We start from the raw sequence: 18,765 nt of genomic DNA, 5'->3' as shown, positions 1-18,765 counted from the left end.
GCATGGATAGCTTGTTATTTACTGCAACGTCAGGTGCGAGTCGAGTTCTTAAGGCTCAGCACGTGCGTTCAAACAACTTATCAAACGCTGATACTGCTGGCTTTCGAGCGGATATGGAGCGCGTGCGCAGTGTAGAAATGCAAGGCCCAGGTTTTGATGGTCGCACTATGGTTGTGACCAACTCTGCCTCAACGCGCTTTGATTCTGGCGACATTATGAAAACGGGACGCCCGTTGGATGTCGCCATCATGGGTGAGGGTTATCTTGCTGTTGAAACCCCTGCGGGTAACGAAGCGTACACGCGAGCGGGCAATATCCAAGTCGACACTTTTGGTGCCATGACCATCAATGGTTTCCCTGTTCTTGGTGAAAATGGGCCTTTGGTTGTGCCTGATTATCAAAAGATTGAAATCAGCGAGCGTGGTCAAGTATCCGTGATTCCGCCAGGTGGTGGCGCAGAAATCGTCGCGGGAACGTTGAAGTTGGTTAAACCAGAAATGAACCAACTTCAAAAAGAGAGTGACAGCCTACTGCACAGTGTAGATGGCGTGCCATTCGCTGCCGATGAAACCGTGCAACTTTCTCCTGAGCACATTGAGGGCAGTAACGTATCTGCCATTGATGAGTTGATTAGCGTGATGTCGTTAACGCGTAACTTCGAGATGCAAGTTCGCATGATGAAAACGGCCGAGACGTTGGCACAAGCTGGTAATAAATTAATGGCGGCGAGATAAGTCTCGCCCCGCAAGGAGTAATAAAAAATGCATTCAGCATTATGGGTAAGTAAAACAGGCATGGCAGCGCAGGACACGAAGATGACTGCCATTTCTAACAACCTAGCGAACGTAAATACAGTTGGCTTTAAGCGTGACCGAGTTGTATTCGAAGACCTTTTCTACAGCATTCAGCGTCAACCTGGTGCTCAAGTAGATCAAGTTAACGAATTGCCAAGTGGTATTCAGCTAGGTAGCGGTGTTCGCGTAGTCGGCACGCAAAAAGTGTTTACGCAAGGTAACACTCAAAATACAACACAAGAGTTGGACCTTGCCGTTATGGGACAGGGTTTCTTTCAAATCGAAAACTCGGATGGACAGATCATGTACACACGTAATGGTCAGTTCCATGTCAACTCTGAAGGCTTGATGGTTAATAGCCAAGGCTTGCCGTTAGAGCCACAAATTCAGATCCCAGATAATGCCTCTTCATTCTCTGTTGGTGTTGATGGCACGGTAACAACAACGACGGCGGACGATCCAACGCCACAGCAGCTTGGTCAAATCACGCTCGCAAAATTCATTAACCCAGCAGGCTTAGAGGCCGTGGGTGGTAACTTGTTCCGTGAAACGGAAGCCAGCGGCCCGGCAGATGAACTGATTGCTGGTGAAGATGGCGCAGGCCTCATCAAGCAAGGTGCATTGGAAGGTTCAAACGTACAAGTAGTGGAAGAGATGGTCGACATGATCACGACTCAACGTGCGTATGAGATGAATGCGAAAGTGGTCTCTGCTGCAGATGACATGCTGAAGTTTGTTTCGCAATCAATGTAAGTATGAAATTGGTGATGATGAAGGAAAAAGCAATGAAATGGCTTTCTAAGAGTTGGGCAGTAGCCGCCGTGTTGCTGGTGGGATGTGCCGGCCGTCAGGAATTTATTCCGCCTGAGCCAAATGCCGAGGAATACGCACCACCAACGCTCGATTACACGTTGCCGGAAACCCAGTCTGGTAGCCTTTATCGTCACCAATACACGATGACCCTGTTTCAGGATCGTCGTGCTTACCGAGTTGGCGATGTGTTAACGGTTCAACTATCAGAAGAAACCTCATCGAGCAAAAAAGCGGGTACTAAGTTTGGCAAAAGCTCAGCGGTTAATTTCGCGGCGCCGACCATAGGAACGAAAACGTTCGATGAGTTAGGGGTTAGTGTCGATGGCAGCCGCAACTTTGATGGCAGCGCTTCAAGCTCACAGGGCAATAAGCTGCAAGGTGCAATCACCGTAACGGTACACGAGGTGTTACCTAATGGTGTATTGCGTATCAGTGGCGAAAAATGGCTGCGCCTAAACCAGGGAGATGAGTTTATTCGTCTCACTGGCATTGTTCGTGTGGATGATATTAATCGCAGCAACCAAGTTTCTTCTCAACGAATTGCTGATGCACGAATTACCTACGCAGGTCGCGGAGCTCTGGCTGACAGCAACGCAGCCGGATGGCTAACTCAATTCTTCAACAGCCCATGGGTACCTTTCTAATGAAGACAATGCAATCTTTCTTTACGTCTTTCCTATTGGTGTTGACCTTGGGATTACCAACCACTTCACATGCTGAAGTGGAAATTCCGATCATGGACTTGGTCGATGTACGCGGCATTCGAGAAAACCAATTGGTTGGTTATGGTTTGGTGGTTGGCTTAGCTGGCCAGGGTGACCGAAACCAAGTGAAATTTACTTCTCAATCTATTACCAACATGCTTCGTCAGTTTGGGGTTCAAATTGATGACAGTATGAACCCTAAGCTACGAAACGTGGCTTCTGTGAGCGTGACAGCAACCGTTGATCCAATGGCGGGCCCCGGACAAACTTTGGACGTGGTCGTGTCTTCAATTGGTGACGCGAAAAGCCTCCGTGGCGGTACGCTATTGTTGACGCCTTTACGCGGTATTGATGGTGAAGTGTATGCCATTGCACAAGGAAACGTCGTGGTGGGCGGTTTGTCTGCAGAAGGGCGAAGCGGCTCCAAAGTCGAAGTTAATACACCAACGGCAGGTCGCGTCCCGAATGGTGCGACGTTAGAGAGAGAAATCAAAACTGATTTCAACCAGCGTGATGAAGTCACCTTAAACCTGCGTAAACCAAGCTTCACGACGGCAAAAAATATCGCGCGTGAAATTAACAATACTTTTGGGCCTAACGTTGCTGTTGCGATCAATAAAGCGCGCATTGATATGCGTGCACCAAAAGATACCCAACAGCGCGTAGTGATGATGTCGATGCTTGAAGAAATGAGCGTCGTGGAAGGCCGCAAGCCGGCTCGAATTGTCTTTAACTCTCGCACGGGAACGGTCGTGATCGGTAAGAGTGTCAAAGTGAGTGAGGCGGCAGTGAGCCACGGCAACTTAACCGTGCGAATTTCTGAATCACAACAAGTCAGTCAGCCAAATGCGTTTGCAAATGGCGATACGAAAGTCGTTAACCAAACGGATCTTGATGTGAACGAAGATTTAGCTCAAATGGTGATTTGGCCTCCAGGCACGGAGCTCAACACTATTGTGACTGCGGTAAACAGCTTAGGTGCCACACCTACTGACTTAATGTCTATCCTGCAAGCACTGAGCGAAGCGGGTGCATTGAACGCTGAATTGGTCGTGATTTAAGGAGTTAAGGATGAAACTAGACAGTACCAATGAACAAACTCAACTGAATTCGATGCTGTATCACGACAACAGCGCACTTGCCAACATCAAGCAGAGTCGAGATCAGGAAGGCGCGCTTGAAGTAGTAGCGGGTCAATTTGAGGCGATGTTTTTACAAATGGTGCTGCGTCAAATGCGCAGCAGCAGCGATGTTCTAGCGGATAAAGACAGCCCGTTTGCGAGCCAACAGCAAGGTGTTTTCCGCGATATGTACGATGGGCAACTGGCAATGGAACTGGCAAAAAAGCAGAGCTCTGGCATTGCCAATATGCTCATCCAGCAACTTAGCCCCTCTATGCGCGAAGTCGCCTTTGACGCTGCGCGTAACATCTCATCTGCAAACGATGGTAAAGGTGCGAATTCTGAATCTATCTCACAGCTTGATGCTAACGAGATTGAGGGGAACTCAAGCTTATTTAATACCGCCTCTCAAGCCGTCGCCTCTGTAAAACAGGTGCTCGGTGAGGCCGGTATGACTACCGCGTTTTCTCAGCCGTTGATCAGGAAAATGGAGCTGTAAATGAACCTAGTTAATATTGCCCTTTCAGGTTTAGGCGCGAACCGCGTGGCCTTAGACGTAACGGCACAAAACGTGGCGAACGTGAATACTGTGGGCTACAGTCGTCAACAAGCGTTGATGGCATCAGTTGATGACGGAAAAGCCAACCGCTTAAGCCCTGGTTTAGGGGTAGAGGTCACCAGCATTCGCCGCGTTACAGACCAATTTCTGATTAAGCAAACGTGGTCAACTAACAGTATGGCGGCGTACGCTTCTGGTTACACCAGCAACATGAGCCAATTGGAAAATACGCTAGGGGCCGATGGCTTCAGTATTTCTGCTGGTTTGGACTCTCTAAACGCTGCGCTTAACGATGCTACGGTTAAGCCTGAGTCGATCCCTTACCGTCAACAAATCATCAACGAATCTGAAGCGTTGGCACGCCGCTTTAATACGCTGACCGAGTCTTTGCACAATCAACATAAAGATATGAGCGATCAGCGTAATGCGGCACTTAACCACGCGAATAGCCTCATGGAAAACATCGCGAAGGTAAACAAGCAGCTGGTTGAAATGCAAGGAACAGGCGGCAACCCATCGCAACTTATGGATGAACGAGATAAATTGATCGGCGAGTTATCTCAAACCATCGAAATCAGAACAACAGAACAGCCTGACGGCAGTGTTCAGGTAACGTTGACCTCTGGTCAGCCACTTGTGATGGGCACGGACCATGGCAAACTCGCAGCCGTTCCAGACCCTAGTGACCCTTACGTAGCAGACTTACACGTAACATTCTCAAGCCAAAGTTTTGCGATTGGTGACTCTCTTGGTGGCAAATTAGGTGCGATTAACGATTATCAAACCGATGTATTAAAACCAAACCAATTGGCTTTGAATGACATGGCGAAAGCATTAGCGGATGAATACAACGCTGTGCTCGCTACTGGACAAGATTTAAATGGTAACCCAGGTAAACCATTGTTCAGTTACGACCCTGCCAACCCAGCGGCAAGTTTGGATATCACTGAGTTGACTCCAGGTGAGCTTGCGTTTTCAAGTGATGGTACGCCAGGTAATGCGGATGTATTGCAGTCGTTGATTAATTTAAGCAACAAGCCTGTTTCTGTGACTGGCTATGGCTCAGTGAGCTTGAATGACGCATTCAGTTCTATGGTGGGTCAAACCGCGATTAAAGCACGCCAAGCAGACGCTGATTACCAAGCTAAGTTAGCCATGAACAAGCAAGCACATGCGGCTCGTGACAATGTGAGTGCCGTTAACAGTGATGAAGAAGCGGCTAACTTAATGACGTTTGCTAATGCACACAATGCCAACATGAAAGTGATCAGCACAGCGAATCAGCTGTTCGATTCTGTATTGCAGTTATTCTAAAGGAAACCCAGATGCGAATCAGTGACAATCAATTTAGCCAAATGATGCTGCAAAGCCTGCAAGGTAACAATGCAGGTCTGGGGCACGTGCTACAACAAATGACGACAGGTGAGCGTCTAACTAAACTATCTGACGATCCAATGGCATCGATTAAGCTGCTTAATTTGGATCGTGAAAACAGCGCCATCGCCCAATATCAAAACAATATCGCAAACGTCAAAACCACACTTTCGAGTCAAGAAACACATTTAGATTCAGTGAAAGAGAGCCTGATGAGCATGCGTGATATTGCATTATGGGGCGCGAATGGCTCACTGACTGATCAAGACCGTACCGGTATGATCACGGAGCTAAAGAGCTATCGTGATTCAATTGAGTCGTCTTTCAATGCTCAGGATGAAGAAGGGCACTACCTATTTTCAGGCACCAAAACTGACACCCCTGCTATAAACAGTGCAAGCGGTAGTTATGTCATCGAGGGCAACAGCGATAAACGTGTCGTGACGATTGCGAAAGGCGTAACGATGGATTCCAACATGACGGCAAAGGATATTTTGGACCTTGGTGGCGGCAAAAACGTACTGGATCAAATTAATAATCTAATTACGGAATTTGAGAACCCGAGTCCGAATTTCCAAGCTGAAGTGGACGCAAGCCTGAGTGCCATTGATGATACGTTGGCAAGCGTACTTGGCACGATGACGGAGATTGGTGGCCGACACAATAACCTAGATTTGGTTGGCGGTGCTCATGGTGAGAATAAACTGTTCGTTGATAAAGTATCAGGTGACCTCTCAGCTCTGGATTACGGTGAAGCATCGGTACGCTTGAGCAATTACATGGCGGCTTTGCAAGCAACGCAAGCAAGCTATGTAAAGATCAATGATCTATCGTTGTTTGACCGTCTATAAGGTTAGGAAGTTCTTTTATGGTAATGAGTACAGTAGAGGTTAGACCCCATAGCATACGCTTGGGTGGGCAAGAACAAGCCTCTATCATGCCGACCCGTTCTGCAGACTCAAGTACTGCAATTAAACCGCGCCCGGCGCAAGTTCAGGCTGACACTGCGTCAGCCTACTCTGTCTCTGGGATTCAACTGACCCAGGGTCAGCAGCAAGCGACGGCAGTGCAGATCGCATCGAAATCGTTGCAGGTGATTGGCAAAGAGCTGACTCAAATTAAACGTGGTTTGACGCAAGCGGTGAATCAAGGCATGCAAAATGTGCCTGGCTTGCAGGATACATTGGTTCGTTCTAAAGCCACCATTCAGAACGTTGTGGAGCATGCTCGTTTCGACGGCCAGAAAGTGCTCAACAACGAACTGCATTTAAAGCTAGATAAAGCAGACATTCGTCGCTTTTCTATTCCTGGCTTGAACGTGCATCGCTTAAGTGACAAAGCTGAGCAAATTCGTTTGGATTTCCCTCAGGGTCAAGCGGTAATGATTCAGTTCGATGGACAAGCCGATGGTGCTCGAACTGTCAAAATGCTTGACCGAAGCTTGATTGCTTTAGGGATGCGCGCCTCATTAGCTGACGATGGCAGCATTTTATTTGAAGCCAGAGACAACGCTTATCAGCAAATGCAGCAGAAAGTGATGGTTACGGGCGAAGGGCACCGTTTTCCTGCGGGCCAGCCGAACGTTCTAAATCTAAAGTCAGAGCCAGATGGTATTGCAGAACTTGGGTTTGATTTGGCATCACGCGATGGCATGAAACAGACGATTGCCAAAGTGAACCAGCATCTAAGACAAGTGCAAACGAGCTTGCAGGAAGCGAAAGCATTTCATGGAGAGTTGAATACTCAAATGCGCTCAATTCAAAATAAAACCGCGCAGCTTTCTGTGGATGATGTGAATGCAAAACTGGATGGTTTTGTGCAGAAGTCTGGTGAGTTCACCTCGACTTTTCAAGCGTTGAATGCACAAGCAAACGTGCGTCGCCATACGGTTGTTGCCTTGCTAAAATAACGAACACTCCAATGATTCCCGGCTTTGCATCGCTATCGCCCCCCAATAACGAGAACGGTGCATTGTCGGGAATCTCTCTTTAATTCGTTTATGGTTCGAGTGCTTTTGCCACCGAGCGATTCAATTTCTGGAATAACCACCCAAGCGCGATTAAAGATGCTCCTAAACCTAAGAAGCTGATTGCTCTCCAGAACCCATCCAGAGAGCTAACATCCCATAAGAATACTTTTAGTGCGACAAAAGCTAAAACCACTAGACCCACGCGCTGCATCATCAACCCTCTGTGTGTCACACCGCGCCAAGTAAGCAATCCACCCACGAGCAAACCTGCTACTGAATAACTGAACAGTTCTGCCATGCTGGTCGGTTGGTACAGCATCATGGATGTGGTTTGCCAGAATTGACGGATAGACATACCTAACCAAATAGCAGCGAGTGCAAAGCCCAGGCTAGCAACCGCAAATCGATGAACCTGTAACGTATTCCAGCCTCTAAAGGTTGCGATAAGTAGGATGCAAGCTGGCAGCAACCAGCCGACGCTTAGCATATTAATGACGGGAAGAGCTTGGGCTGAGACGTTGTCAGTCACCAATGGCGACTCTGCCGTATTAAGCAAAATTATCAGCAATGCGAAGGCACACCAAAGCAGGTAGCTGTAGGCTTCATAGATGCGGCTTAAGCGTTGTGCAAATTGGCTACGGTAGCTGTACACCAAACCCATAACCAACGCTTGGTTAGCAAAAACGATGGCGCTTGTGAAATCAAGGTGTCCCAAATAGCCGTACTGCCCAGTTAACCAGTAGTTGGTTTGGGTGAATAGCGCCATTAAGAATACATGCAAAAATGCGCCTTCAAACCAGTTGGTCAGTTCGAGGTCCACTTGCTTTAGCGTGGCTCGAGCATAGAGCAGGATGATGAGAGACGGTAGGTAACTCACAATAACCCAAGCCCAATGTCCTGCTTCTACGGGTTGCCATTCAGGGATGAAGGGTAAAAGTGTGAGGCGGATGACCAGTATCCCCATCGCCACTTTAATCGCCCAACTTGCGGGGCGAAATAACCCTGATTGCGTCTGTAGCGCCATTACCGCAACTTGTATCGAGATTGCTGTCGTCAACCAGGTATCGCTTAACCAAACAAAGGCGACGCCTACGATTAAAGCGTGCATGACGGCAGAGCATTCCAATGCTAGCGAATGTAAGCGCTGACCAAGTACAACGTAATAAACGGTCACCAATGCGCAGAATGCAGTCCAGTGCCACAGGTAGCCTTGCATAAATTCGTCGACATAAAACAGCGTAATCAAACTCATTGCAGGAGCCAGTACTAACAGAAGTACGCCGCTAAGTTGCGATCGGTCACTGAGTGACTGGCAATAAGTTCGACAGCAGATCAGTGCAATACTGGTGGCCAATGCGAGTAAGATACTGGCACCATGTTCTGGCATATACAAAGCGTCAAACGCGACAGTGAGGACAACAAGTGCGGTCGCAGAGACCAATATGGAAGGCAAAAATACGCGCAATGACCAACCTGTGCGAACCGCTGGGAGCCATACTGTCGCAACGAGCAGCGCATAACAGTACACCATTTGCAGTGTGTCCAATTCTGGCATTCTGGTGACAGCCGAAAAGGTCAATAACGCAATCGCGAGAGAGGTAGCGGTCGGCGGATTTGTCCACTTATTCTGGCAGTGATGATAACGAGGATTGAGTGTCCAACCCAGTCTTGGAACGGCGAAAATAAGATAAAGAGTAATGGAGAGATAAATAGCCAGCCAAGAAAAAAGTGTCTCAAGCGGCATGCTTTCAATGAGCAACAGCATCCAAACAACATGTGGAAGCGCGATGCTTGGAGAAATCCATGCACTACGTACTTTTTGCATTAGCAATGTTGCCGCGACCGAGATCGCGCTGATATACCCAGCCAGTAAGAAGTAATTAGGCTCGCTTCCACCAATCCATAACGGTGCGGTGTATCCACCAATCAGACCAAGCACCGCCATCAACGGCCCTTGCTGTAAAGATAGAGCCAAGCTGCAAAATGCGGCAGCGGCTAAGATGATAAGCGAGACACTAGGCGTCAGCATTTGATAAACAACAAACGCAAAGATAACCGTGCAGTAAATGCCAGTTAGCCCGGTTCCGGTAACGGCGGCAGGCACATAAGTAAAGCCTTGGGCTCGTGTTGCTCGTTGAGGATTTTGTTGTTCTTTGCGGTGGAACCATTCGCCAACAAGCACCATAAGTAACGAGAGTACAAACGCAAAGGACACACGCATAAATGGCGAAAATTCAATGTGACTACCAATAACCTGTACGAGATACCCCCCACCAATTAGCATTGCCAGCGCGCCCACCCAAACCAACCAGTTTTCTTGAATGTTGCTAAGCAGACTCTGCACTCTACTTGGCAATATAGACTCTTGTTCTTGACTAAAAACGTCCAGTTGAACTTCGCTTGCCTGGTATTGAGCTTGATGTGTTGTGTTTGGATAAGATGCTCGGTCGGTAATCGGGTCATGCTCCTTAGAGGATGAGGAATTTGCCTCTTTTGCTACCTCTTCAACGCTGGATTGTTGACGCGTTGGTTGGTTCGAGTCCTCATTTAGACTGACTCGCAGTGATGTTACCTCTTCACGAAGTTTGGTTAGCTCTTTTTCTAAAAGTGCTGCTCGGTTGGCGGCTTTCACTCCGATGAGGATGGCGATCAATGCCATGAATAGTGCTAGTATTACGTACAATCCATTTCTCCTTGCGTACGTCGCGTGACACACGATTCTTAACTTTGAGCACGTACGCTAAAGCTTAGTCCAAGCGCTTTGCCTTAGCTTCATATAGTGCTAGGTTCCGCGCTTTCTTTAAGAATCATTCTACATAATGAAACTCAATGCGTAATGATGAATTCGACGAAGCGACATACTTGTGTGTCACTTTAAGATCTGATGAACAGAAATGAGTCGTTAAGTCATTGGGGTTCAACTATATTCATAATTCTGATGCGATACCCAAGTGACCTCAAAAATGTGCATTTCAGAGGCATGCTGTCGAATAGTCGAAGGTAAGCCGTTTAGTCTGCATGCCAAGTCATGCTTATTGAACCGCACGCCGAGGTTATTTGGGTATAGCGCATTCACGCGAAAAAAGACAAAACAGGTAATGATTAATGCAAGTGGGTAATGAAGCGCTGGTTCTATCAGCGGTTGGGGTCATTGGTTTAGGTTGTCAGTGGTTGGCATGGCGATTGCGCTTACCAGCGATTTTATTTTTGCTGCTAGCTGGGTTGATTGTCGGGCCATTTATGCAGTGGTTAAATCCAGATGAGATTTTAGGGAGTTTGCTCTTTCCGTTGGTTTCATTGGCGGTTGCGGTGATTCTTTTCGAAGGCAGCTTGACCCTAAACTTTAAAGAAATTCGCGGTGTGAGTGGCTCAGTCTGGAGTATCGTTTCCATCGGGGCCATCATTTCGTGGGCAGCAACCAGTATTGCGACGCACTATTTCCTCGGTTTTACTTGGGAGCTCGCCATGTTGTTCGGCAGTTTAACCGTGGTCACAGGTCCGACGGTGATCGTGCCACTTCTTCGGACGGTAAGGCCTAACAGTACGCTTGCTAATATTTTGCGTTGGGAGGGGATCTTGATTGATCCACTCGGTGCGCTTTTTGTTGTGATGGTTTATGAGTTCATCGTATCGCACAGCGCTATAAATAGCGTCGAAGTGTTCGGGACGCTCATTGCCGTGGGCGTCATTCTTGGTGCGGCCTCTGGCGCAGCAGTCGCAACGATTATGCGCCGTGCGTGGCTACCGGAATACTTGCAGCCATTTGCGGTTTTGATGATCGTGCTCGGCGTATTTTCCGTCTCCAACCATATTGAGTCTGAAGCCGGATTACTCACGGTTACTGTAATGGGTATGTGGCTTGCCAACGCAAAGGGCATCAATATTCAACAAATTCTGCACTTTAAAGAGCACTTGACCATATTGCTGATCACCGGCCTATTTATTTTCCTTGCTGCACGCATTAGCTTGGATGATTTTGCTGCGCTGGGTAGTGGGGCGTTATTGCTGTTTGTATTTATGCAGTTGGTGTCGCGCCCGTTGTCGATTTTCCTCTCAACCATCCGCAGTAACTTGAGACTTAAAGATAAACTGTTTCTGTCTTGGGTTGCACCGCGCGGTATTGTCGCTGCCTCTATTTCTTCTCTTTTCGCGATCAAATTGACCGAATACGGTATTGATGAAGCGATTTTACTGGTTCCTATGACCTTCATGGTGATCATCGGAACGGTTGTTTTACAAAGTGCAACGGCACGTCCTGTCGCATTGATGTTGGGCGTCGCGGAGCCAGCGCCACGTGGCTTCTTGTTGATTGGTGCTAACCGAGTAGCAAGAGAAATTGGTCAAGCGTTGGCACGTTATGACCGCCGCATATTGATGACCGATTCTAACTGGGAGTACATCAGTCAAGTTCGTATGTTGGGGCTGGATTACTACTACGGGAATCCGATTTCTAGTCACGCAGATGACAATTTGAACCTGATAGGGGTGGGACAAGTCGTTGCATTAACGCCTGACCAGCATTTCAACATTATGGCTTGCATGCAATTTGTCGACGAGTTTGGTGAAGATAAAGTTCACTGCTTGCAAAAAGTGAAAACCAACGGCAATGGTAGCGAGAAGCACTCCGTGGCTCAGGAGTACCACGGTAAATTGCTGATGGGCGGTAACGTAAGCTATACCCAACTGGCCAGTTTGTTGAGCCGCGGTGCAGAGATAAAACACACGAAATTGAGCGACAACTTTACGTATCAAGACTATTTAGCGCACCACAAAGGGAACTCGGTAGTACCGTTGTTCCACGTTGAAGAAAAAGGGAAAATTCAATTCTGTGATGATCCTGAGCAGTTTGCTCCAACCACCACAAGCACCGTTGTGTCTCTGATTCTGTCAGAAAGCGCAAAGTAAATTAGAGAAGTATGCGGCTCTTTTATCGTGGTTTCTCGCACGCTGATTACTTCAACTTGGAGAAACACTCGCCTGCTTGTTTAAAACAGAAGGCGAGTTTCTCTTTCTATAATGTCAGAGTAAGTCGTGATTCATTACTGGTTTCGGAAAAGTAATCTCGTGAATTCAGAAAATTCGCATTGACGTTACTGATAAGGATCGCAATACTGCGCGACTGTTTTACTTTAGGGTGACATTATGGCTCCGCAAACTAACCGAAAAGATTTACATCTAGACGCTGTTTTACATCATGACATGAGCATGAAGCATAAAACGGCGGGCTTTGAGTCTGTCGAGTTTGAACACTGCGCGCTGCCAGAATGTGACTTTCAGGCGATCGACCTGTCGACAGAGTTTCTTGGCCACCGATTGGCGCTGCCGTTTTTGATTAGCTCGATGACAGGTGGAGCGAAAGACGCTGAAGTGATCAATTGTCGTTTGGCTGAAGCCGCCAGTGAATTAGGCATTGCGATGGGCGTGGGGTCGCAGCGTATTAGCTTAGAAGAGCGCCAACACGCAGGTCTAGGTAAAACCATTCGTGATTTAGCCAAAGATGTGCCGCTTTATTCCAACCTTGGAGCCGCTCAATTGCGCGACAAAGGTAAACTTGATAATGCGCAGCGTGCGGTTGAATCCATTCAAGCGGATGCGTTGTTTGTACACGTAAACCCAATGCAGGAAGCGTTTCAGAAAAATGGCGACCATAATTGGATTGGGGTCTTACACGCTATCGAGCAGCTTAAATCTCGCGTGAATGTTCCGATCATTATCAAAGAAGTCGGTTTTGGTATTAGTGGTCACGTTGCGCAGCGATTGGTTGATGCCGGTGTGGATGCCATTGACGTAGCGGGCGCGGGTGGCACAAGTTGGAGCGCGGTTGAAGGCTATTGCCAAGATAACCCGAAAATGCAGCGTGCAGCCGAGCTTTTCCGCGATTGGGGCATCCCAACGGCAAAATGTTTGACTCAAATAAGAGCACAGCATCCTACATTACCTTTGATCGCCTCAGGTGGTGTGCATAACGGACTTGAAGCGGCGAAAGCCATACATTTGGGCGCCAATCTCGTTGGGCAAGCGGGCGCAGTCTTGAAAGCGGCTACCATAAGCACTCAAGCGGTGGTCGAGCACTTTGAGCAAATGGCGTTAGAGTTACGTTTAGCATGTTTTGGCACGGGTTCTTCTAAGATCAATGCATTAACGCAAGCGCGCTGCTTATAGGTGTTTATGGTGTCATTTACGCAGCTTGGCTCAATAATTTTTCGGTGTCTTAACACGTAGACTGATAATTTCGTTATAGTTGATACAAAAGTCACTTCAACAAGTGACTGCTTAGTTCAACAGTTGAATGGGCATTTGTTGAAGCGATTGAGTTTTATTTTAATATTGTTTGCAACTGGAACCTTAAATTTATGAAAAAACTAGTCATGCTGATGTTGGCGGCTTATGCTTTAACCGCTTGTAGTGATGAAGTGGGCACTGAAGGCTGGTGTAACGACATGCGCGATAAGCCAAAAACAGAATGGACAGCAGACAACGCAGTAGACTTTGCGAAGCACTGTGTTCTTCAAGATGGTGTGGGCAGCGAGCAATGGTGTGAGAACCTGAAAGATAAGCCAAAAGGTGACTGGAGTGCAAACGAAGCCACCAGCTTCACTAAGCACTGCATTTTCTAAGCACTACACTTTCTCAACAAGGCGTCTCTCATTAAGAGCGATGACTGTGTTAGACAAAATATTAAGAAAACACCAAGCGTCTTGCTTGGTGTTTTTGTATCGACAATAGCTTGGGCTCTCACGTGCTGAACACACCTATCTTTCCTCTGAGTAGAGTGTTTTACATTTTCGTTTCATTTTTGAAAACCTGTATTACCTGCCTTTAATTTTTCGCATTGCAGTGGCAAGGTGTCGGTGTATTCGTCTAATTCAATTAGATTCATAACAAAAAGGGACTCAAATGGAAGTACTCAAAGGCTCATGTCTGTGTGGTAAGGTGAAATTGGAAGTGGCAGATGAATTCAAGTACATGGGAAATTGCCATTGCTCGGAATGTCGCAAGTTCACAGGCTCCGACTACTCGTCTGCAGGTGGTGTCGCTTTGGATAAGTTGCTAATTGTTCAAGGAAAAGAGGATATTCAGACTTATCAGAAAAGCGAAAATACCATGTTATGTTTTTGTCGCCATTGCGGGTCGAGCCTGTATTCGAAAAAGAACAATGGGATTGTCAATATTCGCCTAGGGGTCTTGGATGATGCACCATCCCACAAGCCAAATTTCCATATTTTTGTCGCGTCCAAAGCGCCGTGGCTTGAGATATCGGATAACCTGACTCAGTTTGAGGCCGGGCCCAAATAGAGTAGTAGCGGAAGAGATTTATTTAGTAACAGAGGGCGTTGCAATAAGTTTGCAACGCCCTCTGCACTTTTATTTTTGAAATTAGAACAGAGATGATTATTTGGCGTCTTGCAGTTCTTCTAAGCCACCTGCATTGTGCAGATTCGTGAACCCTTGCGATTGCAAATATTGATACGCTTTACCAGAGCGATTACCACTGCGGCAGTACAATACGATCGCTTGATCTTTATCGACGGCTTGGAAGTGTTTATCAAGCTCAGATAGAGGGAAATTGACCGCATTGTCTAAATGCCCCTCAGAGAACTCTTGCGGCGTGCGTACATCGACAATCATTGCGCCTTTCTCAATCAGTTGCCACCCTTGCTCAGCACGCTCAGAAGCCGCCACGTTGGGAGAAAGCAAGCCAACGCACAATGTTGCAAGAAACAGAGATACGACCTTTTTCATTGTTTGATTATCCTTTTTAAGAGTATGTAACCACTCTAGATTTGATTGAACACATTTTCCATCATAAAGAGGTTTTAAGTGGTCGTGAATGTCAAAAGTTTCGATAGAAGATTTTATTCAATTCAATAAAAAATTTTTATGAAATCCACCTCTTGAACTCCAATTTTTCGACCTTATTATTCTCATCGAAAGCGAGCGGTCGACTCGCAAATCCATCTTGATGTTTATTCTGTCTTTTATTTTTGGTTCCAAGTAGGAGGCACTTAAAAATGAAAATTCGTCCTTTAAATGACAAGCTAATTGTTGAAAGACAAGAGGTGGAAAATAAATCTGAAGGGGGAATCGTTTTAACTTCTCAGTCGGTGAAAAAATCAAACCGCGGGAAAGTCATTGCTGTTGGTTTAGGTAAACGCCTCGAAAATGGCGAACGCGCTGCGATGGAAGTCAAAGTGGGCGACCAAATCATTTTCAATGACGGTTACGGCGTGAAAACCGAGAAAATTGACGGCGCAGAATACTTGATTCTGTCCGAATCTGATGTGTTAGCAATCGTTGAGTAATTATTTTTGTAGTAGTTTTTGAGGAGATAATTATGGCTGCAAAAGACGTATTATTTGCTAATGACGCACGTCAAAAAATGCTGAAAGGTGTGAACTTACTGGCGGATGCAGTAAAAGTGACACTAGGCCCTAAAGGCCGCAACGTTGTGCTTGATAAATCTTACGGCGCGCCAACCATTACCAAAGATGGTGTGTCTGTAGCGAAAGAAATCGAACTGAAAGACAAGTTCGAAAACATGGGCGCACAAATGGTGAAACAAGTGGCGTCCAAAGCGAATGATGAAGCGGGTGACGGTACAACGACGGCTACTGTACTGGCGCAATCTTTCATCAACGAAGGTCTTAAAGCGGTAGCTTCTGGCATGAACCCAATGGACCTAAAACGTGGTATCGACAAAGCCACTGAAGCGGCGGTTGAGAAACTACGTGAAATGTCTAAGCCATGTAGCGACAAAGAATCCATTACCCAAGTGGGTAGCATTTCTGCAAACAGCGATCGCGCGATCGGTGAAATCATTGCAGAAGCGATGGAAAAAGTGGGTCGCAATGGCGTGATTACGGTGGAAGAAGGCCAAGGTCTAGACAACGAATTGTCTGTGGTTGAAGGTATGCAATTCGACCGCGGTTACTTGTCGCCATACTTCATCACTAACCAAGAAAATGGCAGCGTAGAGCTAGACAACCCTTACATCCTATTGGTGGACAAAAAAGTCAGCAGCATCCGCGAGCTATTGCCAGTGCTAGAAGAAGTGGCGAAATCTTCTCGCTCGCTATTGATCATTGCTGAAGACATCGAAGGTGAAGCGCTAGCGACATTGGTTGTGAACAACATGCGTGGCATCGTGCGTGCGACTGCGGTGAAAGCACCTGGTTTTGGTGACAATCGTAAAGCGATGATGGAAGACATTGCGGTACTAACCGCAGGTACGGTCATCTCTGAAGAAATCGGCCTAGAGCTTGAAAAAGCAACGCTAGAGCAACTAGGTAGCGCGAAGAAAGTGACCATCACCAAAGACACAACAACCATCGTGGGTGGTGCAGCAGAAGCAAGCGCGATTGCTGATCGTGTGGCTTCGATTGAAAAACAAATCGAAACAACCACTTCTCAATACGACAAAGACAAGCTTCAACAACGTGTTGCGAAGCTTTCTGGCGGAGTAGCGGTGATCAAGATCGGCGCTGCAACCGAAGTTGAGATGAAAGAGAAGAAAGACCGAGTGGACGATGCGCTACATGCTACTCGCGCAGCGGTTGAAGAAGGTATTGTCGCTGGTGGTGGTGTTGCCTTAACTAAGATCGCGAAAGAATTGGCTGATCTAAAAGGTGACAACGATGACCAAAACGTGGGTATCCGAGTTGCGCTACGTGCGATGGAAGAGCCTCTTCGTCAAATCGCAACCAACGCAGGTGACGAAGCTTCAGTCGTAGCGAATGCTGTCAAAGCGGGTGATGCCGATTACGGTTATAACGCTGCATCAGGTGAATACGGCAGCATGATCGAAATGGGTATCTTGGACCCTGCGAAAGTAACACGCTCAGCGCTTCAATTCGCAGCGTCTGTTGCTGGCTTGATGATCACCACTGAAGCGATGATCACCAACCACGTTGAAGACAAAGAACTTGATATCTAACGTTACCAATCGTTAGTGATTAAGTAAGCGTTAAAACAACAATAACATTGCAAAACCTAAGCGGGCTCGCTTGAGCCCGCGAATCAGTCATTTGAGGTAAGTGTTATGACCCGTTTACCTGCGTTTTCTTTCTCAATATCTGAGCCGAGCGGTAATGAAGCTTCGTCAACGTGGCCGACGGCTATTCACTTCCCCCTCGTTCCAGCTGGGCCAGAGTTTTCGATCGAAAATGCTCTGCCTAAACGTCCGACAGTGACAATATTCACTATCGATTTGTCTCAGTTATTTAAAGGGGACGCACGGGTCATTCATTAACTGCATCGAAACAGCCAGCGTAAGTTGGCTGTTTTTTTTCATTTCTGGGTGTAGGTCAAATTATTGATAATGTGAATCGTTTTCGTTTGATTGTCGCTACTTGTTCAATGTGTTAGCTTAAATTGGGACTGTTCCCAAGTAAGGTAATAAAATAATGAATAAGAAAATACTGCTTCCCTTAATGTTAGGGATTTCCGCTACTGCCGCTGCTTCTGATAACAAGGTTGTAGAAAGTGTCTTGATTGATGACATCGCGCTAGAAGGTTACGTGAAGAAAAGCTATGAGGTCGTGATGCAAAGCGAGCCTGAGCTTTTCCCGTACGCGTTTCGTGGTAGCCGTGTGCAAATGAAGTTACTGGTTGAGTTATTCCATAATTCAAAGAACGACAAAAAAGCGGCTCGCGTGATCACTCTAGGGAATGGTTATGTACCAGGTAATCCGGGTGTAAAACACACTTACGATGCTGCGATTGTGGACCGTTTTACTCAAAACTATCCAGTCGCGTTCGACTACAGTATCTATCAAGCTGGTGGCACGCCGGTATTTAGTGAGGATTACTCACCGCAAAACGAAGCCAATGATGTTTCCGTATCGACAACCACGGTTGCTCCGTCTATCGGCTTAACCGCGACTGCAACACCGGGCTCGGCACCAAGTTTTTCTGGCTCGTTGACGACCGATCTCGGTGTGGCTTATACGTCTCGCTACTCAAGTAAGGATTACGTCACCGCAGCCAAACCAAAGGCTTCCATGGAACGCGGTATGGGCGTTAAGTGGACCACCTCTCTTAGCCAAATTTACACCAACGACTACCAGTACTACGGTAAATGGGCGGGCGTTTACCACTACACAGGTTGTTCAAACGAGAACCTATTACCAGAAGAGAACTTGCCGCGTTTGATCTACGGTTTCAAACCGAAATTCCAGTACGTGTTCACACCAGAATTTGAGCGCGGAGAAGAGCCAAAAACGGAGATGATCGCACGAGCTGGCATGAAAGAAGTTGAAGAAGGTTTCTCTCGCAATGCGTGCAACTGGTACGATCAAGGTACAACGAGCCACTACACTGAGGCGCAAATTCGCTTCACGATTGATTGGGATAAGCTCACCGTTATCACTCAATAAACGTTTCACTTATCAGACCTAAGGTTTGTGGATTGTAATGCGGCTCCAGTAGCCGC

At 47.0% G+C, this 18,765-nt stretch carries 18 protein-coding genes; 16 read left to right on the top strand and 2 right to left on the bottom strand.

What is annotated here, in order from left to right:
• Positions 1–2: 2 nt before the first annotated feature.
• The 8 genes from flgF to NL644_RS07470 are packed head-to-tail and all read left to right on the top strand — an operon-like array spanning position 3 to position 7,274.
• Positions 3–734 carry a flagellar basal-body rod protein FlgF gene (gene flgF, locus NL644_RS07505; RefSeq protein WP_006741308.1) on the top strand — a complete coding sequence of 244 codons (732 nt, stop codon included), beginning with the start codon at positions 3–5 and terminating at the stop codon, positions 732–734.
• A gap of 27 nt (positions 735–761) precedes the next feature.
• Entirely contained in the window at positions 762–1,547 is a 786-nt protein-coding gene (gene flgG, locus NL644_RS07500) for a flagellar basal-body rod protein FlgG (RefSeq protein ID WP_005395297.1), read from the top strand.
• A 32-nt stretch (positions 1,548–1,579) separates the two neighbouring features.
• Positions 1,580–2,251 carry a flagellar basal body L-ring protein FlgH gene (gene flgH, locus NL644_RS07495; RefSeq protein WP_005395295.1) on the top strand — a complete coding sequence of 224 codons (672 nt, stop codon included), beginning with the start codon at positions 1,580–1,582 and terminating at the stop codon, positions 2,249–2,251.
• On the top strand, positions 2,251–3,372 hold the full coding sequence (locus tag NL644_RS07490; protein ID WP_031780462.1) for a flagellar basal body P-ring protein FlgI: 1,122 nt from the start codon (positions 2,251–2,253) through the stop codon (positions 3,370–3,372). Before flgH ends, NL644_RS07490 begins: the two co-directional genes overlap by 1 nt.
• A 10-nt stretch (positions 3,373–3,382) precedes the next feature.
• On the top strand, positions 3,383–3,931 hold the full coding sequence (locus NL644_RS07485) for a rod-binding protein (protein WP_005395292.1): 549 nt from the start codon (positions 3,383–3,385) through the stop codon (positions 3,929–3,931).
• On the top strand, positions 3,932–5,305 hold the full coding sequence (flgK, locus tag NL644_RS07480) for a flagellar hook-associated protein FlgK (protein ID WP_005395291.1): 1,374 nt from the start codon (positions 3,932–3,934) through the stop codon (positions 5,303–5,305). It begins immediately after the preceding gene.
• 11 nt (positions 5,306–5,316) lie between these two features.
• The gene (gene flgL / locus NL644_RS07475; protein WP_005395290.1) at positions 5,317–6,216 is read left to right on the top strand and encodes a flagellar hook-associated protein FlgL; all 900 of its coding nucleotides are present in this window, start codon (positions 5,317–5,319) and stop codon (positions 6,214–6,216) included.
• A gap of 17 nt (positions 6,217–6,233) precedes the next feature.
• The gene (locus NL644_RS07470; RefSeq protein WP_114323461.1) at positions 6,234–7,274 is read left to right on the top strand and encodes a flagellin; all 1,041 of its coding nucleotides are present in this window, start codon (positions 6,234–6,236) and stop codon (positions 7,272–7,274) included.
• Between the two features lie 88 nt (positions 7,275–7,362).
• Here NL644_RS07470 and NL644_RS07465 read toward each other — a convergent pair whose 3' ends face one another.
• A complete protein-coding gene (locus NL644_RS07465; protein ID WP_253658232.1) occupies positions 7,363–10,017 on the bottom strand; it encodes a DUF2339 domain-containing protein in 2,655 nt (884 codons plus the stop codon).
• Between the two features lie 422 nt (positions 10,018–10,439).
• On the opposite strand from NL644_RS07465, the gene NL644_RS07460 reads away from it, so the two are divergent.
• The 4 genes from NL644_RS07460 to NL644_RS07445 all read left to right on the top strand — a co-directional run bounded on the left by NL644_RS07460 (position 10,440) and on the right by NL644_RS07445 (position 14,630).
• Positions 10,440–12,239 carry a sodium:proton antiporter gene (locus tag NL644_RS07460; protein ID WP_114323459.1) on the top strand — a complete coding sequence of 600 codons (1,800 nt, stop codon included), beginning with the start codon at positions 10,440–10,442 and terminating at the stop codon, positions 12,237–12,239.
• 237 nt (positions 12,240–12,476) lie between these two features.
• Positions 12,477–13,496 (top strand): type 2 isopentenyl-diphosphate Delta-isomerase, encoded by a 1,020-nt coding sequence (fni, locus tag NL644_RS07455; protein WP_199804208.1) that lies wholly within the window; start codon positions 12,477–12,479, stop codon positions 13,494–13,496.
• A 191-nt stretch (positions 13,497–13,687) separates the two neighbouring features.
• Positions 13,688–13,951: a DUF3012 domain-containing protein gene (locus tag NL644_RS07450; protein WP_104973400.1), complete on the top strand. Its 264-nt coding sequence runs from the start codon at positions 13,688–13,690 to the stop codon at positions 13,949–13,951.
• Positions 13,952–14,231: 280 nt separating this feature from the next.
• On the top strand, positions 14,232–14,630 hold the full coding sequence (locus NL644_RS07445) for a GFA family protein (RefSeq protein WP_104973401.1): 399 nt from the start codon (positions 14,232–14,234) through the stop codon (positions 14,628–14,630).
• A gap of 96 nt (positions 14,631–14,726) precedes the next feature.
• Here the strand turns inward: NL644_RS07445 and NL644_RS07440 are convergent, their stop codons facing one another.
• Positions 14,727–15,077, bottom strand: coding sequence for a rhodanese-like domain-containing protein (locus NL644_RS07440; RefSeq protein WP_048624720.1), 351 nt, complete (start codon positions 15,075–15,077; stop codon positions 14,727–14,729).
• Between the two features lie 269 nt (positions 15,078–15,346).
• On the opposite strand from NL644_RS07440, the gene NL644_RS07435 reads away from it, so the two are divergent.
• The 4 genes from NL644_RS07435 to NL644_RS07420 all read left to right on the top strand — a co-directional run bounded on the left by NL644_RS07435 (position 15,347) and on the right by NL644_RS07420 (position 18,709).
• Complete coding sequence (locus NL644_RS07435) at positions 15,347–15,637, top strand: co-chaperone GroES (RefSeq protein ID WP_005373989.1); 291 nt, start codon at positions 15,347–15,349, stop codon at positions 15,635–15,637.
• Between the two features lie 32 nt (positions 15,638–15,669).
• A complete protein-coding gene (gene groL / locus NL644_RS07430; protein WP_152813439.1) occupies positions 15,670–17,268 on the top strand; it encodes a chaperonin GroEL in 1,599 nt (532 codons plus the stop codon).
• 105 nt (positions 17,269–17,373) lie between these two features.
• Entirely contained in the window at positions 17,374–17,583 is a 210-nt protein-coding gene (locus NL644_RS07425) for a hypothetical protein (RefSeq protein WP_005395278.1), read from the top strand.
• Positions 17,584–17,737: 154 nt separating this feature from the next.
• Entirely contained in the window at positions 17,738–18,709 is a 972-nt protein-coding gene (locus NL644_RS07420) for a leukocidin family pore-forming toxin (protein WP_104970249.1), read from the top strand.
• Positions 18,710–18,765: the final 56 nt, after the last annotated feature.

Source organism: Vibrio sp. Y10_XG_PY6 (assembly GCF_024181795.1).
GTDB lineage: Bacteria > Pseudomonadota > Gammaproteobacteria > Enterobacterales > Vibrionaceae > Vibrio > Vibrio diabolicus.
Note: the sequence above shows the minus strand (reverse complement) of the source record. Positions and strands in the feature narration are given on the sequence as shown.

Excerpts from the sequence above, each read along its gene's own strand:
- NL644_RS07420 (WP_104970249.1), top strand. The coding sequence starts at position 17,738 with ATGAATAAGAAAATACTGCTTCCCTTAATGTTAGGGATTTCCGCTACT.
- flgH (WP_005395295.1), top strand. The coding sequence starts at position 1,580 with ATGAAATGGCTTTCTAAGAGTTGGGCAGTAGCCGCCGTGTTGCTGGTG.
- flgK (WP_005395291.1), top strand. The coding sequence starts at position 3,932 with ATGAACCTAGTTAATATTGCCCTTTCAGGTTTAGGCGCGAACCGCGTG.
- fni (WP_199804208.1), top strand. The coding sequence starts at position 12,477 with ATGGCTCCGCAAACTAACCGAAAAGATTTACATCTAGACGCTGTTTTA.
- NL644_RS07435 (WP_005373989.1), top strand. The coding sequence starts at position 15,347 with ATGAAAATTCGTCCTTTAAATGACAAGCTAATTGTTGAAAGACAAGAG.
- NL644_RS07460 (WP_114323459.1), top strand. The coding sequence starts at position 10,440 with ATGCAAGTGGGTAATGAAGCGCTGGTTCTATCAGCGGTTGGGGTCATT.
- NL644_RS07450 (WP_104973400.1), top strand. The coding sequence starts at position 13,688 with ATGAAAAAACTAGTCATGCTGATGTTGGCGGCTTATGCTTTAACCGCT.
- NL644_RS07485 (WP_005395292.1), top strand. The coding sequence starts at position 3,383 with ATGAAACTAGACAGTACCAATGAACAAACTCAACTGAATTCGATGCTG.
- NL644_RS07490 (WP_031780462.1), top strand. The coding sequence starts at position 2,251 with ATGAAGACAATGCAATCTTTCTTTACGTCTTTCCTATTGGTGTTGACC.
- flgL (WP_005395290.1), top strand. The coding sequence starts at position 5,317 with ATGCGAATCAGTGACAATCAATTTAGCCAAATGATGCTGCAAAGCCTG.
- NL644_RS07470 (WP_114323461.1), top strand. The coding sequence starts at position 6,234 with ATGGTAATGAGTACAGTAGAGGTTAGACCCCATAGCATACGCTTGGGT.
- NL644_RS07440 (WP_048624720.1), bottom strand. The coding sequence starts at position 15,077 with ATGAAAAAGGTCGTATCTCTGTTTCTTGCAACATTGTGCGTTGGCTTG.
- groL (WP_152813439.1), top strand. The coding sequence starts at position 15,670 with ATGGCTGCAAAAGACGTATTATTTGCTAATGACGCACGTCAAAAAATG.
- NL644_RS07445 (WP_104973401.1), top strand. The coding sequence starts at position 14,232 with ATGGAAGTACTCAAAGGCTCATGTCTGTGTGGTAAGGTGAAATTGGAA.
- NL644_RS07425 (WP_005395278.1), top strand. The coding sequence starts at position 17,374 with ATGACCCGTTTACCTGCGTTTTCTTTCTCAATATCTGAGCCGAGCGGT.
- flgG (WP_005395297.1), top strand. The coding sequence starts at position 762 with ATGCATTCAGCATTATGGGTAAGTAAAACAGGCATGGCAGCGCAGGAC.
- flgF (WP_006741308.1), top strand. The coding sequence starts at position 3 with ATGGATAGCTTGTTATTTACTGCAACGTCAGGTGCGAGTCGAGTTCTT.